The sequence below is a fragment of the Thermococcus alcaliphilus genome (genome assembly GCF_024054535.1).
Lineage (GTDB): Archaea > Methanobacteriota_B > Thermococci > Thermococcales > Thermococcaceae > Thermococcus_A > Thermococcus_A alcaliphilus.
Genome location: NZ_JAMXLV010000016.1, coordinates 77,166 through 92,403, shown reverse-complemented (window position 1 = coordinate 92,403; position 15,238 = coordinate 77,166). Strand labels below are relative to the sequence as shown.

Genomic DNA, 15,238 nt, shown 5'->3' with positions numbered 1-15,238 from the left:
TACTTATTTTACCGCGCTCTGATTGTAGCACGGATTAAAATGGCTCTTCTTATTTTAGCTGTTTAGGGCATCTCTGGAGTGTATTTAAGCTTTTCTGCTTCATTTCGATAAGCTTATAAACGCTATGATATATAATTCAACCATGCTTGGGAGCTACAACAGAGATGCAAAATTGTTAATAGCAGCCAATGCAGCAGGCCAGTTGTTCCTCCAGTTTTCCATATTCATAATGCCCTTTTACCTTAGGGCTTTAGGCTATGGAATGGACAAAATGGGAATTTTCTTTTCAATCCAGACTTTTGTCGGTGGACTTTTCTTTTTGATCGCTGGTCAGGTGTCTCTCAAGCTTGGCTATAAGAAGACTTTGATTCTCGGGGCACTTTTGGGATTGATGGGAAGAATACTCCAAGTTTTGGCACTCAACTTTTACGTCATTGCTCTGGGATTCTTTTTAATAGGTGCTAATATGGGAATAAGGCAGCCTAACTTTTACGCTTTGCTGAGTGAGGAAGTAGGAGAGAAGCAAAGGCATCATGCTTTTTCTATAAGCTTTGGAATTGGAACGATTTTAAATGCTCTGGGAGTGTTAATTGCTGGATTTGCTCCCGATTTCTTTGTGGAAACCTTTGGAATAACAAGCGAACTCGCATACAGGCTTGTTGTTTCCTTGGCAATTCTCCAGTTCGCCCTTGTAATCCCGATCCTTTTGGTAATCAAAGACGTCCCAGTAAAGAATCCGCGTATAAACTGGAGGAAGGAACTTGTTGTAAAGATCCTCAAGTTTTCACTTCCTTCGGCAATGATAGGTTTGGGAGCAGGAATAACGATTCCCTATATGAGTCTATACTTTAACCTTCGCTTTGGACAAACGTTAGCGGTTATAAGCGGGGTTTTCTTTGCCCAACAGCTGGTCATGGGCATTGGTTCTTTCATACTTCCAAAGCTCGTAGATAAAATCGGCCCTGTGAAGACTATTTCCCTCTTTCAGAGCATCGCTGCTTTTCTCTTTGGAATATTCCCATCGTTGGAACTCTTTCTCTTAGCGGCGTTTGTTTATATCATCCGGTCAATCCTTATGAACATTGTGTGGCCTATAAATGATGCCTTCATGATGGGATTTTTTACAACTGAGGAAAAGGCAACGGCTGCGGGGATTAGAAGGGCTTTTTCCACTTTCATGAGAGGATTGGGGAATTATATAGGGGGCATACTGTTTTCAATTTCCCTTAGCTATCCCTTTTATGCCACGGCAACCCTCTACGTGACAGCCACCCTGATATTCTACTTCTTCTTCGCTAGGTACAACAAAGTTTAAGCGTTTCGACAAGTTTATAAACGAGACAAATGACAAAAAAGCGATGCTCCAAAGCTACAGAGGATTCAGCAGAGATGCCAAGCTTGTTGTCGTTTATTCCTTCTTAGCCTGGTTAGGGGGTAATATCGCATGGTTTATTCTTCCGTTTTATTACTCCTCGCTTGGCATGAGTTTTTCTCAGATAGGAGTTATCTTTTCAATCTCCACCCTAGTTCAAGCGGTAACCCTTCTGGGTTCGGGATATATCAGTGTTAAACTTGGATATAGAAGAACTATTCTGGTTGCAGTGGGCATATTTTTTGTTGCTAGACTTTTTCAAGTATTTATTCCAGAATTCTGGTCTTTTGCACTTGCATCTGTTTTGTTGGGAATAGGAATGGCACTTGAGGGACCGGCAGTGATGTCCCTCTTAAGTGAAGAAGCTAGCGATGAAAGGAGGCACTACCTCTTCAGCTTAAATGCCGCTTTGGGAACGATAGGCGCTGCATTGGGGATGTACTTGGGTGGTTTACTACCCAAGATGTTCGATGGTTCAAACCCATATAAAATGACGCTCTTGTTTGTTGCATTAGTTGTTCCGATTCAGGGCTTCTTTATTTTTATGGTTTCTCCAGTTTTGAAGAGGGAAGAAAAGAAACTCAGATTTGAAAGGGAGCTTGTGATCAAAATCGCTAAGTTTTCCCTCCCATCGGCTTTAATTGGCTTGGGGGCTGGAGTTACGATACCCTATATGGGGCTGTGGTTTAACAAACGTTTTGGAACCAGCTTGGAGAGCATTGGTGGTCTTTTTTCCATTCAACAGTTTGTGATGGGGATTGGAACATTCACTCTTCCCATGATTGCCGACAAAGTTGGGAGTGTTAAAACGATCGTAGGCTTCAATGGAAGTGCCACACTGTTGATACTCTCACTCCCCTTTTCTCCATCTTTCCCGATTGCAGCGGCGATTTATACAATCCGAACTATACTTATGAACATTGTCAATCCAATATGGGACTCATTTATGATGCGCTTTTTCACTAAAGAGGAGAGATCCACTGCCGTAGCATTAAGAAATTTCTCATGGACGACCACCTTCGGCATAGGTCAGCTTATAGGTGGGAAAATTTTTGATTTATCCCTTGTAATGCCGTTTTTTGTAACTGGTATCTTGTACGGTCTCTCTATGATCACTTTTTGGATGCTTTTCTCAAAAGAGGAATAAAAGAAAGAGTTATAAGCTTGCCTTAGTCTCATTGAATAGTCTACTTTTGTGAGAGGTGTGAGAGATGGCGGTGAAAGATTGTCCCGAGTGCCATGGAAGCGGGAAAGTAAAGAGTGGCGAGAAGGAATGTGAGGTGTGTAACGGTTGGGGTTATGTTCCGGCGGACTTTAAATTGGGAGACAAGCTTAAAGGCTACAGGAATTTGGATTATTTTGGAGTTGAAGAGGAGGTAGAAGAGATTCCTTGTCCAGAGTGCCACGGAAAAGGAGTTGTTCCTGTTTATGACACCTGTCCAACCTGTGGAGGAACTGGGAGAGTGTTAGCATGTGACATTTGTGGAAAGATTAAGGAGCCTTGGGAACCTGGGATGGAGACCTCATGGGTGTGTCCAGAGTGTGAAAGGAAGTACAAGGTGGTTTACGTTCTTGACAAGACCTGTGACTACGAGGATGTGGAAATAGGCAAGATTTACAAGGGTGTTATCGAGAGGGTGGAGCGGTTTGGGGTATTCGTAAAGCTCAATCCTCATGTGACAGGGTTAATAAAGAGGAAAGATCTTCTTGGAAAGAAGGAATACACCCCCGGGGAAGAGATTCTTGTTCAAGTATTAGATGTCAGACCTGAAAAGAAGGAAATAGACCTCATAGAATCCGCTTTGAGGCATTACAAGGAAGTAGTCGTTAGGAAAGAGCTTCCTGTTACGGATATTGGAGCATTAACCAAAGAAATGGCTGGAAAAACTGTAAGAATCAGGGGCAAGATAACCCAAATACAAGTTACCGGAGGTCCAACGGTCTTCACGATAACGGATGGTACAGGTATAACGTGGGCAGCCGCTTTTGAGGCACCGGGAGTTAGGGCTTATCCTAACATCGAAGTTGGGGATATAGTGGAAGTAATTGGGAAGGTCTCATTCCATGCAGGAGAGATTCAAATAGAAATAAGCGATATGTCCCGTCTATGGGGTCCAGATGCTACGGAGGTTAAGAAGAAGATAGAGGAAGAGCTCAACAAGAGGGCACAGCCTGAGGATGTTGGTTTTCTTGTTGAGAGCGAAGTCCTAGAGAAGCTCAAACCAAAGATCATGAAAGCCGCGTTTATAATAAGGAAGGCAATATTTGAGGGAAGGCCTATAATTGTGAGACACCACGCAGATACGGATGGCTATACAGCTGGTTTGGCTCTTGAATACGCTATAGTGCCACTATTGGAAGAGATTTCTCCAGATCCCCAGGCAAAATGGAAGTTCTTTAAGAGAAGGCCAAGCAGAGCCCCGTTTTATGAACTTGAGGATGTACTTAAGGACATAATCTTTATGATAGAAGATCACGAGCGCTTTGGAGATCCGCTTCCACTCCTTGTGATAGTCGATAACGGAGGTACAACCGAGGATATCCCCGCTTACAAGCGTATAAAAGCCTACGGGGTCCCAATAGTTGTTATTGACCACCACGATCCGAGAGACTTCATAAGCGAGGACAAGGCTGCAGTTGATGAATACGTTGACGTACACGTTAATCCTCACCTAGTAAAGAGGGGCTACTATGAGCTAACGGCGGGAATGCTTGCAACTGAAATAGCTCGCTTCATCTATCCACCGGTTGAGGACAAAATAAAGCACCTTCCGGCTATAGCTGGAACTGGAGATAGAAGCGACGCTCCAGAGTTCCAACAGTACCTCAAGATAGCCAAAGAAAGCAAAGGTCTTGAGGAAGAGGATTTGAAGAAAATAGCAGAGGTAATTGACCACGAAGCCTACTACTGGAAGTTCATGGATGGACATGGCATTATAGATGAGATCCTTCTCCTCACTGGCAACCTGCAGAGGCATAGGAAGCTAGTAGACTCAATCTACCCAGAGGTAAAGGCCAAGCAGGAGAAAGCCCTCAAGGCATCTCTGCCTCATGTTAAGAGCATTGTATTGCCAAATGGAATAAGATTCAACACTATCGATGTAGAGCTATATGCTCCAAAGTTTGAGTATCCGGCTCCAGGAAAGCTCAGCGGGCTGATCCATGATTACTTTAAGGAGCAATATGGAGAAGATTCTCCAATTCTAACCCTAGCTTACGGTCCAGATTTTGCAGTTGTTAGGGCAAGCGATGGAATGCAGGCGTACAACTTTGATCTCAATGAGATAATAAAAATACTCCAAGAAAAGCTCCCGGATGCCGGAGTTGAAGGCGGTGGGCATAGCTTTGCAGGTTCAATAAAATTCTTTGAGGGCAAGAGAAAGGAAGTTCTTGAGGAGTTTGCAAAGCAAGTTGTGAAGCTGAAGAGAAGTTAAACCTTTTATACCCACACTCCAATTTTTATTTGGTGGTAACCATGTACATGGCGGAGTTCAAACTTAGGTATGGGGAAATGAAATGGTATGTAAGGAGAATCGTTGAGGCTGATTCTTTTGAAAAAGCAAAAGAACTTGCGGAGCGCTATGTTAAAGCCATAAACAAAGGGGAAGTCATTTGGGAGCTTAATGACATCTATGAAGTTGAGAAGCCCCTTACCATAACTGAAGAGATGGTCAAAAAGCTCGAAAAAGCTTAACCCTCTATTTCATCGGCGTAGTTTGTGTGCATTATCTCTTTCACTTCTTCAACGTTTTTTGTATGTCCCAGAGCCCACATGAGCTTTGTTATTGTTGTTTCCTTTGTCATGTCCTTTGCTGGAATAATCCCTGCCTCAAGGGCTTTTCTCCCAACTTCATATTTAGTCAGATCAACCCCATCGTAAAGGGCTTGTGTGGTCATGACTACTGGGATTTTGGGGGTAATTTCCCTTATCTTGCTTAGGATGTCTCTCTTTCTATAGGGAATTCCCCCAGCCCCGTAACCTTCGAGCACTATGCCTCTGTATCCAGCTTTTACAAGGGCATCTATTGCATCTCCATCTAATCCTGGGGTGAGTCTAATGAAGACCACCTTTGGCTCGTATTTTGTATCAAGCATGGGTTCTCCTTTTGGTTTGAATCTCTTTTGGGGAAGGTTGTAAATAACTTCTTCTCCTTTTACATAAGCAACATCGGGATAGTTTATGCTCATAAAGGCATTTAAGCCGAGGGCTCTTATTTTAGAAGTTCTGCATCCGAGCATTATCTTATCCATAAAAGCCACAAAAATTCCTGAAACGTCTTCCATTGCAAATCTTATAGCGGCTTTCAGATTTCTTGGGGCATCACTTTCTTCTTCAGTAACTGGGCGCATTGAACCGGTTAAAACCACGGGTTTGTTAATGCCTCTAATCATAAAAGTGAGCATGGAGGCAGTATAAGCTAAGGTGTCAGTCCCGTGTGTTATGACTATTCCATCGTAATCGTTTAAGGCTTTGTATACTTCTTTTGCTATTCTCTCCCAGTCTTCGGGCTGAATAAGGGTGCTGTCGATATTTAAAATGTTCCTCGTGTCTATTTCATAACCGTTTTTCAGCTTTATGTCAGCTTTTTCAAGGATCTCATCTATTGTGAGGACGCTTTTAAATCCGGCATCGGTTTTTGCGCTCGCTATAGTTCCTCCAGTTCCGATGATTAGAATCCTCTTCATATCCTCAGCCCCTCTGTGTTCTAGCTTTCTTTTCTCGCTCATAGCTTTTTAGTCTTTCTGACAAAAAATTGTGCACTTTCCATCTAAATATTAACATATCTCCAACAAATTTGAAAAATAAAAGAAAATTGACAAATCTCAGTCTTTGACAAGGAAAGCCATTAGGAGCATTGCCACAATATTAATGATGGCGGCATAAATGAAGCCCACTTTTAGGGAGTACGCCTGCCATAGATAGCCAACTATTACAGATGCAGGGAAAACAAAAATCCCAAAGACCGTGTGATATGCCCCTATTACTGTTCCCTTTTCGAATTCTCCTGCCAGGTCTGCCATATATGCCCTTGGAATTGTATCTTCGATTGCTATGTAAATCCCATAGGATACAAAAGCGAGAAGAAGCATCGGCAAGCTCTTGGAATATGCAAAAAGAAGTGATGCCAATGCTGCAACTCCAAACCCTACTGTTATAACGGCTTTTTTGCTGACCTTATCCGAGTAATAGCCTATAGGGTATGCTGATAGGGCGTATATTGCATTAAACACAGCATAGAATCCCAGTCCTTGGAGAACACTGTAGCCCAGTTCTTTGGCTTTCCATAGGGTAAAAGCATAGCTGTATCTCCCAAGGGCAGCTAAGGCAACAATAACTAAGAACATTCTAAGGCTTCTGCTCTTTAGGGCTGATATTCCTTTTATCTTCTTTTTAACCTCTTCTCCCTTATCTTTGACTAAAAACAGCACAAGAAGAACTCCCACAATACCTGGGACTGCTGAGAGCAGAAATACATAGCGGTACGCCGTCTTTATTGGGTAGCTTTTTAAGAGCGCTAATAAACCTATAGCAACTAAAGGGCCGGCAACTGCTCCAAGCGTATCCATCATCCTGTGGAAACCAAAGGATTTGCCGCTCTTTCCTTTTTCACTCGATTCTGCTATTAGGGCATCTCTAGGGGCAGTTCTTATGCCTTTTCCAACTCTATCCAAAACCCTAAGAGTTAAAAAGTCCCACCATGAACGTGTAAAAGCTAAAGCTCCCTTTGAAATCGTTGAGAGAAGGTATCCAAGGGCGACGAAGATTTTTCTTTTCCTAAATGCGTCGCTTACATAACCAAATAGAACCTTAAAAAGGGAACTTAGGCTCTCTATAAGCCCCATAATCGAACCGCTTGCCGCTTTTCCAATCCCCAATACATCGGTCAGGTAGGTAGGCACTATCGGTGCTATCATCTCACTGCTCATATCGTTGAGAAAGCTGACAATTCCGAGGAGAAAAACATTCCAGCTTATTCCAAAGATTTTTCTTTCTTTCATTTTTCATCACCCAAAATTTCCCTGCAGAGCTCTTTCACTTTCTTCTTTCCTTCTTCCAATACTTCAATCCCCTCTTGGGTTATTTCATAGAGCTTTACCCTTCTTCCATTCTGGACTTCCCATCTGCTCTTGAGAAGCCCCATTTTTTCCATTTTTTGAAGCAAAGGATAAAGCGTTCCTGGGCTCACCTTATAACCATGAGATTCGAGCTCTTTCATCATGAAAGCTCCGGTTATGGGCTCTTTGCTTGCATGGTGGAGTATATGCAGTCCCATAAAGCCAAGAATAATACGGCGCATCATATCGAGCACCGATATCGGATTTCGAGTTCAACTATAAAAATTTTTTGAAGGCTATTCAAGAACGTGCTTTTCCAATACATAACAGTAGAATTTGCCCTCAAGGACTTTTTCTCCCTTCTGATTAAAGACCTCAACAAATACAATCTTTTTCTTTCCTTGATCTTCCTCCACTTTTGCCTTGGCAAGGAGTTCATCTCCAACTTTTACCGGCTTTGTGAACCTCACTTCTGCTTTTCCAAGCACCACTGTGGGTTCATTAACAGCGAGCATTGCGGCATAATCAGCTAACCCGAAGGTAAAGCCACCATGAACTAAGCCATATTCATCGACCTTCATCTCCTCTCTCGTCTTGAGCTTTACCTCTGCATAATCCTTTTCGATTTTTACGGGCTCTCCAACGAACTCTTTTGAAGTTAAGAGGTGTGTCCTTTGCTCCATTATCATCACCAAAGTACACTTGCCTTCACCAAAATATAAACCTTTACATTCTTGAAAAACTTTTTAAATTTTTAGGGTTTTTATTATCCGAGGTGGAAAAAGTGGTGTACCTTGAACACGGCCCGGAATATGGTGCTTATCTCATTACGATGGCATTTTATTATGTTGGTGGACTTGCGATAATACTTTACGGAGCATATCTGAACAGAAATTATCTGTTAAAGAAGGAGTTCAAGCTTGCAGGGATAAAGGGTGGTATCTGGCCGTTTTTTAAGCGATTTCTTCCATGGCTCCTAATAGGCCTTTTAATTTGGTCGGTTTCTGCATTTAAAGCAACTGACTATTATCTGTCCCTCTATTCTTTTACAATGACCTCTTCCCACTTATCTGCCAGTGGCGTTTTTGAGGATATGAGGAACGACGAGTTTTACAAATTCGATGTAGATGGGATTAAGAAACTTGGGACACCATCTGTGGGATTTTTAAAGGGATACAAGCTTTTGGACTCGAAGAGGGAGGGCTTTATAGTTAAGAGGATTGACCAAGTGGTAATAGCTCAAGGGTATCCTTTCCTGCCTGTTGTAAAGCTTTACATATATGAAGTGGATGGAAAATCCGTGAAAGCCATTAGAACGGCTTATCTTGTGTATCCCCAATCTCCAGGGGGAAGGCTTTCGGAAATCTTTGACTTTCCGTTTGAGATGTTCTTCTGGAGTGGAGGGGGAGTAGGGGCTTAATCTGGCAAACGTTTTTATTTTTTGAGTTCCTATTTATTCTTGGTGGAATTTGTGGAGGCTTTGAAGTATGCAATCCTCTATAAGGGCTCGAATGAATTCTCAAAGCCTGAGTTAATAGGGACCATCGTGCTTAAACTCCGCCTTATGGATTATAATGAGGCTAAAGCCTTGGTTGAGGAAGCCATAAAGAGAGGCATTATTGAGCAAAGAGGGGAGAAGCTCATAATTAAGGAGGATGCTCTTAAAGAAGAGGAAAAGAGAGAGGATGTTTTTGGCGAGATGATAGACTACATTGCCAAAAAATTAGGCTGGAGCCATCTAGAAGTCCTCGAAGACTTGGAAAAGTTTTCTGAAAGATATGGGGATTTAGATAAGAAAATAGTTGCCTACCTCTATGGTTTGGACAAAGGGATTGATATGTCGAAGTTTAAGGACAAGCTGGAGGTGTGAGGAATGGAGGCGTTAATAATAGTTGACATGCAGAGAGATTTCATGCCCGGCGGAGCCCTTCCGGTTCCAGAGGGAGACAAGATAATTCCAACTATTGAGGAGCTTATTAAGAAGTTCGAACAGAGGGGAGCCCTTATTGTTGCAACAAGGGACTGGCATCCGCCAAACCACATAAGCTTTAAGGAGCAAGGAGGTCCGTGGCCGAGGCATTGCGTTCAAAACACTGAAGGTGCTGAGATAGTGGTTAGTCTCCCCAAAGATGCAATAATCATTTCAAAGGCAGACAAACCCGACAAAGAAGCATATTCCGGCTTCGAAGGGACAGAACTTGCCGAGATTCTAAAAGAAAAGGGTGTCAAAAAGGTCTACATCTGTGGAGTTGCTACAGAGTACTGCGTTAAGGCAACCGCTTTGGATGCTCTAAAGCATGGCTTTGAAGTTTATCTTATTAAGGATGCCGTTAAGGGAATAAAGCCTGAGGACGAAGAAAAAGCCCTCAAAGAGTTAGAAGAAAAGGGGGCAAAGATAATCAGCTCTGCTGAGCTTTGATTCTTTTCCACTCTTTTAACAACGCAGAGACTAGGTTAAGGACTATTGGGCCGATTATCAGACCTTTAACTCCGAATGCCCATACTCCACCTATCATACCAACTAGAACCATTATCTCATCGAGCTTAGCCTCTTTTGCAACTAGCTTAGGTCTTATTGTGAAATCTGGAAGCGGAGACACAAGTGTCGCTCCGTAAATGGAAATTGCGACGGCTTTTAGCACGTCCCCTTGCTTTAATAGGTATATAGCCGCAACGAGCCATATCATCCATCCCTCGAAGAGGGGAATAAAACTGAAGAGTATCGTTAAAAGCCCGGCTAGCAGGGCGGTTGGAAAGTCCGTAATGCCGAACCCCCAGAAGCCAAGAGTCATTATGATTCCCTTGGCAATGTTGAGGAGAAGCCACGCTCTTATGAGAGCTTGCAGAGTTACATCTGCCCTCTTTAAGAGTTTTTCCCCTAAATGTTCATGCCCTCCAGGGATTAAAGCGTGTACCTGCCTTTTTATTTCTTCGGAGTTTACAAGAAAGGCGTAGAACATAGCTAAGAAAACCACCAGCTGGAGGAGATACTTTGGTATTGAGAACGCATAACTCTGCACGTATTCGGCTAACTTCGGTGTCAGCTGAGAGTAGAGCCTTTGAAGCACATCGTGGGTGCCAAAGGGCAGCTCAAGGGTTAGGCTCCAAGAAATGAAGGTCATTATATCTTCGTAAAACGAGACTACCAAGTTCTTTATTATAAGCACAAGCTCCGCTGTGATAACCGCTGAAAGCCCTATTAAAAGAGCAGTAAGGATTAATGCGGATTTTTTGCTATCAACTCTTTTTGCTAGGCGTTTGTGGATTGGTAAGACCGCATAGGCCAAAATGGCAGCAAAGAATATTGCAGACAAAAGAGGGGCTATCGTTCTCCATGCTAGATAAAGGATTATTAACGCCACAACTCCCCATAAGATTTCCTCTGCTTTCATGGTCTCCCACTACTCAACTTGGGCATATAGTTATATTTAGCTTTCTGTTTTAAGTTGAGTTGTTTGGACTTTTTACTTTGTTTTGTTGTTTGTTGTTTTTATTTTTGTCTTTTGTTTTTTTCTAATGGTAAATTTTATATATTTTGAGTGCTTATTATTGGTGAGGATTTCCTTACGCTTGGGGGGGGCGAATGCTAAGGTGGGTAGTTTTGGGCATTGTTGGGTTGTTGGTTTTTAATAGTTTTGGTTTTGTTTTTGCTCAGGAAGTTAAGAGTTTGCAAGTTAGTTCTGAGACCTGCAGTGCTTGCAGTTCTTGTCAGGATTTTGACATTGACAAGGCTTTGAGTGAAGCAAATGCAAAAATTGAGAATTTGACGAGGTTGATTAATCAAAAAGAGGCAGAGTTGCATAAGCTTTATGCTGAACTTAATAAAACTAAAAGCGTTGAAACACTTGAGAAGATTATTGAAATGAGAAATGAATTACGTCCTTTTCAGAATATGAAAATGGCTTTTGAGCGTCAGAGGTTAAGCTTGGAGTTAGTTAAAAAGTATACTCGTAGAACTCCTTATGGTGTTGAGGTTCTTTATTACAGGCTTCCTAGGGAGGATGAGTTGGTCAAGCAATACATTGAGAAGGTTCATCCTGTTAGGAAAGACGTTGACTTGGACTGGTTTATTGCATATTATAGACAAGCTGAGGAAAATACATTTTATGAATATTCAGTTATGAATATGCAACTTAAAAACATGGTTAAAGAGGGCATTGTGGATATTCAAGATGCCTTAGATATCATTAAGACAGAGGACAAACTATGGGATAAAATCTATAGCTATTTAGAAGAAAAAACAAAACTAGAAACATTAAAAAGGCTTAAAACAATCGGAAGAAAACAAACAATCATGAAAACAATGGGAATAGAGCCACTTTACATAAATTACGGAGGAATATCTGAAAGATATGGAAATTGTCCGATATCCCCATATTCCCCCTATAAGTGTGGAGACAATTATTTAACAGAGACACTTCCAGCACACGACAGTGGAATTAGTGTTACATTTATAGGCCTTCAACCAGTGGCATTATGGGTAGGAATGTACACTGTAAATCCGGATAATACCCTAAAGTACATTGGGGAGTACTGCCGATACTCCGACTACTTTAAGCCTGAAAATAAACTTCATGAATTCTTTGATATCGCCCGCAGTTATGATTCATCAACTGAGAGAATTCAAATAAAGTATTTTTACAGTGGCCAGGCATATAACCCATATACAGGCTCCTATCAAAAGGCAGTATTGATTTGGCAATTTGATTGCGACGAAGGTGGATGCTTTTTAACCAGTTATAATCCCCATCTACCAGATCCAAATAATCCCACTTACATTCCATATGTCTATACAACCCTTCTCAGAGTAGATTGGTACAACTTGTATGATAATTGTTGCTATGGTCCCGACAATCCAGAATGTAACTGGGCAAATGGCCATTGTTATGGTTGCTTTGCCCCTGATGATTCAGCTTCTCAGAACTTTGCATGGGTGGATAGAGTTGGATGGGAACCAATTCCACAAAGTTAAGGGTGTTGATCATGAAAAAATTGAGAAGTCTAATTGGTCTCATTCTTGTTCTTTTTCTTTTTGTATCACTTATTTATTTGATATCAAATGGTAGACCTCAGTCTCCATCCAAGAACTTACTTCAATGGCAAATTCGAGGACTACTGATTGGAGCATGGGGGGACTATGCAGTAGTAAAAAATGAAAGTAATATTCTAATTCTTGATATTTCAACAGGGAGAATTCTAAAGAAAATTAAAGGAGTAAGAGAAGCACTTTTATCAAACAGTTTACTTGTGATAACTCATCAGAATTCTTCTGCAACTAATATTGATTTGAATACTAACATAGCAGTTCATTTTTCAATTCCTTTTAATGCTTCTTATGGGATTAAATTTGATAACTTTACAATTTATATCTTTCAAAAGGAAGAAAGTTCTCGTAAGGTTAAGATAATTTACAAAATATGTAAAAAACACTGTGAAACTTACAGTCTCATGGCTTATGATGCAGTGCCCGCAATTTATGCATTTGACAGGGCTCTAGTTTTAACTTTTAGGACTCTTGATTCTATGTATCCAAGCCAGCTCATTATTGTGAATACAAGAGGAGTATCTAATGTGAGTGTTGAACATTCTGTTCTAGATACCACTTTGTCAAGTGAAAATATTATAATATCATCTGGCACAGGCAGTGAGAGTTATATCTACGCCTTCTCTTTAGGTGGTAAATTGTTGTGGAAGCGCAATAAAACGCCTTCAGAAAAGTGCATTCAAGCATATGATGGCAAAATTTATGGAGTAAGCGAGAAAAGCATTGACGTATTTAGCAGTGATGGGTATTATGCTGGTAGTAGGATGTTTTTTAATGGAAGTACTGCTGGAGGAAACTTCCAATGTGCTAAAAGTGGTGATGGTTTTGCAATCTACTATAGCTATGTTGACATGAGAACATACAAAAGTATAACACGTCTGTGTCATTACAACTTTAGGAACGATAAGCTAATGTGTATCCCAGTTAGTGAAATTGAAAAAATTGCATATGGAAAGCATATATTAATCCAGCAAAAAGGAATTGTGGAATCAATAGAGCTTGGTAATAGAGTTGATACGTCTTAAATATTCCTTGCATGTAAGGGTATACAATGTGGAAACGGGTGGTATTGTTCATGGTTGGGGTAGTATTTTTAGCCTTAGTTAACCGGGAATTTCAAAAGCAGAGCAAGAAAATGAGAATGCTCTTTTCTAATACTGCATTTGATTACATTCCTATCCAGTCGTCTGAGTTTTTAGAAAACAGGAATAGCGGAACTAACAGACACTGCGGTGGGTGCTTTGCATGTGATCCAAGCGGAGCACAAAACTTCGTACATGAGGATAAACCGAACAGAACAATATGGCCATAGGTGACTGGATATGAAAACTTCAAGAATGCTTTTAGCCCTTCTTTTTCTTTTGCTTTTAACCTTAGCCATCTCCATTTCACATGAGTATCGAAGTTGTGAATGGAAGTACAAAGATGCTTCTCTGGTCGGTGTTTGGAGTGGAAAAGTTACAATCCTTAAGGATGATACCCTATTAGTCCTTAACATAAAAAATGGAAAAGTTCTCAAAGAATTTCCAAGCACAAAGAGGGTATTTCTTCTGGAAAACACGCTTTCAATAATAAATGCCTCCGAAGTTTTGAGCATTAATCTGGATGATTTCACAATTACTAAGCTTGGCATACCTGAAGGTGTTGATTTAACTGAATTGGCTTTTGCTGTCAATTTGGGAAATATTTCGCTCTATTCTACTCTTCATTCTGTTGGAGGGAAGTACAATTTTGAGATTATTGAATATTATGTTTGTACCGAAAACTGTTTAGTGTATCCTTTTAAAGTTCCTCCCAATTCATATCCGTTGATTTATACGTTTCCGGGAGGGTATGTTTTAACTTTTAAAACTAATGATGCCTTTACTAATGGTTCTGCAGTAGTTCTCAACAAAAACGGAGGGTTTATGTGGAACGTAACCACAAGGTATGCAATCAGCGACTTTGAGTATTCCAATAATACGCTGTTTTTCTCAACTGGCGGCACAGAACCTGGAGGAACGCTCATAACTGGTGGAGACATCTATGCGTTCTCTCTCAATGGTTCTCTCAAGTGGCACATTAACCTTAGGAACTATGAAGGAAAGTTTTATGATTGGGGCATTGCTGGAATGAAAGCTCATAATGGCGATTTGTATGTCGTCGGATATACTGGTAGAATCTATATTATTGATTCTAAAGGAAAACTCAAGAAAATTGTAGCTTCGCCAGTTTACAAAAGGCTGAAAACTCCATCTTTAATAAAAGGGGTCAAGGTAGCAAAAGATGATTTGATAGCCTTCGCCTACCTGGACATAAAGACATCTAGCTTATTCCGAAAAGCTAAAGGCATCTGTGTTTACGATTTCGGGAACTTTAAATGCTGGAGAACAAAAGAACCGGTATCTAAGATCTTAGTCTGGGATAAATGGGTTATTGGAGAGGGGATTGATGGGGTTTGTGCATGGAGAAGAGGTGTGAACCAATGAGAAAATTTGGAGTTTTACCTTTTTCTTTCCGAAAGCTTCGCTCTTTAGGGTGGGGATGCAGTATTCGGAAATTCGGCCTCTCAAATAGAAACCCTTAAATATCTTGGCTTTTTAATAAGGCCTCGGAGAGGCCAAAATTAACAACCCGATGAGATGAAGGGTTTACGTTACCACTCCGTCTTGGAGTGGTTTGGACGTTGTTAAGCGTCCTTCAAAAACTGCCTGATACGGCAGTCAAAAACCAAAGGTCTGACATCTGGAACTATAACCCCGAACCGCTTTGCGGTAGGGGTAACG

At 41.1% G+C, this 15,238-nt stretch carries 16 protein-coding genes; 11 read left to right on the top strand and 5 right to left on the bottom strand.

Annotated features, from left to right (window positions below):
- The first annotated feature begins 142 nt into the window (after window positions 1-142).
- The 4 genes from NF859_RS02250 to NF859_RS02235 all read left to right on the top strand — a co-directional run bounded on the left by NF859_RS02250 (window position 143) and on the right by NF859_RS02235 (window position 5,066).
- Window positions 143-1,315: an MFS transporter gene (locus NF859_RS02250; RefSeq protein WP_252742797.1), complete on the top strand. Its 1,173-nt coding sequence runs from the start codon at window positions 143-145 to the stop codon at window positions 1,313-1,315.
- A gap of 43 nt (window positions 1,316-1,358) precedes the next feature.
- Window positions 1,359-2,519 carry an MFS transporter gene (locus tag NF859_RS02245; RefSeq protein WP_252742796.1) on the top strand — a complete coding sequence of 387 codons (1,161 nt, stop codon included), beginning with the start codon at window positions 1,359-1,361 and terminating at the stop codon, window positions 2,517-2,519.
- Window positions 2,520-2,583: 64 nt separating this feature from the next.
- A complete protein-coding gene (locus tag NF859_RS02240) occupies window positions 2,584-4,806 on the top strand; it encodes a DHH family phosphoesterase (RefSeq protein ID WP_252742795.1) in 2,223 nt (740 codons plus the stop codon).
- A 41-nt stretch (window positions 4,807-4,847) separates the two neighbouring features.
- Window positions 4,848-5,066, top strand: coding sequence for a hypothetical protein (locus NF859_RS02235; protein WP_252742890.1), 219 nt, complete (start codon window positions 4,848-4,850; stop codon window positions 5,064-5,066).
- Here the strand turns inward: NF859_RS02235 and NF859_RS02230 are convergent.
- The 4 genes from NF859_RS02230 to NF859_RS02215 all read right to left on the bottom strand — a co-directional run bounded on the left by NF859_RS02230 (window position 5,063) and on the right by NF859_RS02215 (window position 8,112).
- Complete coding sequence (locus NF859_RS02230; RefSeq protein WP_252742889.1) at window positions 5,063-6,058, bottom strand: asparaginase; 996 nt, start codon at window positions 6,056-6,058, stop codon at window positions 5,063-5,065. The two genes, NF859_RS02235 and NF859_RS02230, sit on opposite strands and share 4 nt — an antisense overlap.
- A gap of 138 nt (window positions 6,059-6,196) precedes the next feature.
- Complete coding sequence (locus tag NF859_RS02225) at window positions 6,197-7,372, bottom strand: MFS transporter (RefSeq protein ID WP_252742794.1); 1,176 nt, start codon at window positions 7,370-7,372, stop codon at window positions 6,197-6,199.
- Window positions 7,369-7,674 (bottom strand): PadR family transcriptional regulator, encoded by a 306-nt coding sequence (locus NF859_RS02220; RefSeq protein ID WP_252742888.1) that lies wholly within the window; start codon window positions 7,672-7,674, stop codon window positions 7,369-7,371. Before NF859_RS02220 ends, NF859_RS02225 begins: the two co-directional genes overlap by 4 nt.
- A gap of 51 nt (window positions 7,675-7,725) precedes the next feature.
- On the bottom strand, window positions 7,726-8,112 hold the full coding sequence (locus tag NF859_RS02215) for a PaaI family thioesterase (protein ID WP_252742887.1): 387 nt from the start codon (window positions 8,110-8,112) through the stop codon (window positions 7,726-7,728).
- Between the two features lie 92 nt (window positions 8,113-8,204).
- Here NF859_RS02215 and NF859_RS02210 point away from each other — a divergent pair, with 92 nt between their 5' ends.
- The 3 genes from NF859_RS02210 to NF859_RS02200 are packed head-to-tail and all read left to right on the top strand — an operon-like array spanning window position 8,205 to window position 9,848.
- Window positions 8,205-8,849: a hypothetical protein gene (locus tag NF859_RS02210; protein ID WP_252742793.1), complete on the top strand. Its 645-nt coding sequence runs from the start codon at window positions 8,205-8,207 to the stop codon at window positions 8,847-8,849.
- Between the two features lie 51 nt (window positions 8,850-8,900).
- Window positions 8,901-9,299, top strand: coding sequence for a DUF2240 family protein (locus NF859_RS02205; protein ID WP_004066121.1), 399 nt, complete (start codon window positions 8,901-8,903; stop codon window positions 9,297-9,299).
- A gap of 3 nt (window positions 9,300-9,302) precedes the next feature.
- Complete coding sequence (locus tag NF859_RS02200; RefSeq protein WP_252742792.1) at window positions 9,303-9,848, top strand: nicotinamidase; 546 nt, start codon at window positions 9,303-9,305, stop codon at window positions 9,846-9,848.
- Here NF859_RS02200 and NF859_RS02195 read toward each other — a convergent pair.
- Window positions 9,829-10,821 carry an AI-2E family transporter gene (locus tag NF859_RS02195; protein ID WP_252742791.1) on the bottom strand — a complete coding sequence of 331 codons (993 nt, stop codon included), beginning with the start codon at window positions 10,819-10,821 and terminating at the stop codon, window positions 9,829-9,831. The genes NF859_RS02200 and NF859_RS02195 overlap by 20 nt on opposite strands.
- A gap of 191 nt (window positions 10,822-11,012) precedes the next feature.
- Between NF859_RS02195 and NF859_RS02190 the strand changes: the two genes are divergently transcribed.
- From NF859_RS02190 to NF859_RS02175, 4 genes are read left to right on the top strand one after another with little or no spacing between them, the layout of a single operon-like run.
- Entirely contained in the window at window positions 11,013-12,401 is a 1,389-nt protein-coding gene (locus tag NF859_RS02190) for a hypothetical protein (RefSeq protein WP_252742790.1), read from the top strand.
- 11 nt (window positions 12,402-12,412) lie between these two features.
- A complete protein-coding gene (locus NF859_RS02185; protein ID WP_252742789.1) occupies window positions 12,413-13,498 on the top strand; it encodes a hypothetical protein in 1,086 nt (361 codons plus the stop codon).
- A gap of 26 nt (window positions 13,499-13,524) precedes the next feature.
- Complete coding sequence (locus NF859_RS02180) at window positions 13,525-13,785, top strand: hypothetical protein (RefSeq protein WP_252742788.1); 261 nt, start codon at window positions 13,525-13,527, stop codon at window positions 13,783-13,785.
- Between the two features lie 10 nt (window positions 13,786-13,795).
- Window positions 13,796-14,941, top strand: a complete 1,146-nt coding sequence (locus NF859_RS02175; RefSeq protein WP_252742787.1) for a hypothetical protein — start codon at window positions 13,796-13,798, stop codon at window positions 14,939-14,941.
- Window positions 14,942-15,238 lie beyond the last annotated feature (297 nt).

What these genes read in the sequence shown, in the direction of transcription:
- NF859_RS02250 (WP_252742797.1), top strand. Translation starts at nt 143, where the DNA reads ATGCTTGGGAGCTACAACAGAGATGCAAAATTGTTAATAGCAGCCAAT.
- NF859_RS02235 (WP_252742890.1), top strand. Translation starts at nt 4,848, where the DNA reads ATGTACATGGCGGAGTTCAAACTTAGGTATGGGGAAATGAAATGGTAT.
- NF859_RS02175 (WP_252742787.1), top strand. Translation starts at nt 13,796, where the DNA reads ATGAAAACTTCAAGAATGCTTTTAGCCCTTCTTTTTCTTTTGCTTTTA.
- NF859_RS02220 (WP_252742888.1), bottom strand. Translation starts at nt 7,674, where the DNA reads ATGATGCGCCGTATTATTCTTGGCTTTATGGGACTGCATATACTCCAC.
- NF859_RS02245 (WP_252742796.1), top strand. Translation starts at nt 1,359, where the DNA reads ATGCTCCAAAGCTACAGAGGATTCAGCAGAGATGCCAAGCTTGTTGTC.
- NF859_RS02190 (WP_252742790.1), top strand. Translation starts at nt 11,013, where the DNA reads ATGCTAAGGTGGGTAGTTTTGGGCATTGTTGGGTTGTTGGTTTTTAAT.
- NF859_RS02195 (WP_252742791.1), bottom strand. Translation starts at nt 10,821, where the DNA reads ATGAAAGCAGAGGAAATCTTATGGGGAGTTGTGGCGTTAATAATCCTT.
- NF859_RS02180 (WP_252742788.1), top strand. Translation starts at nt 13,525, where the DNA reads ATGTGGAAACGGGTGGTATTGTTCATGGTTGGGGTAGTATTTTTAGCC.
- NF859_RS02240 (WP_252742795.1), top strand. Translation starts at nt 2,584, where the DNA reads ATGGCGGTGAAAGATTGTCCCGAGTGCCATGGAAGCGGGAAAGTAAAG.
- NF859_RS02185 (WP_252742789.1), top strand. Translation starts at nt 12,413, where the DNA reads ATGAAAAAATTGAGAAGTCTAATTGGTCTCATTCTTGTTCTTTTTCTT.
- NF859_RS02225 (WP_252742794.1), bottom strand. Translation starts at nt 7,372, where the DNA reads ATGAAAGAAAGAAAAATCTTTGGAATAAGCTGGAATGTTTTTCTCCTC.
- NF859_RS02215 (WP_252742887.1), bottom strand. Translation starts at nt 8,112, where the DNA reads ATGGAGCAAAGGACACACCTCTTAACTTCAAAAGAGTTCGTTGGAGAG.
- NF859_RS02200 (WP_252742792.1), top strand. Translation starts at nt 9,303, where the DNA reads ATGGAGGCGTTAATAATAGTTGACATGCAGAGAGATTTCATGCCCGGC.
- NF859_RS02230 (WP_252742889.1), bottom strand. Translation starts at nt 6,058, where the DNA reads ATGAAGAGGATTCTAATCATCGGAACTGGAGGAACTATAGCGAGCGCA.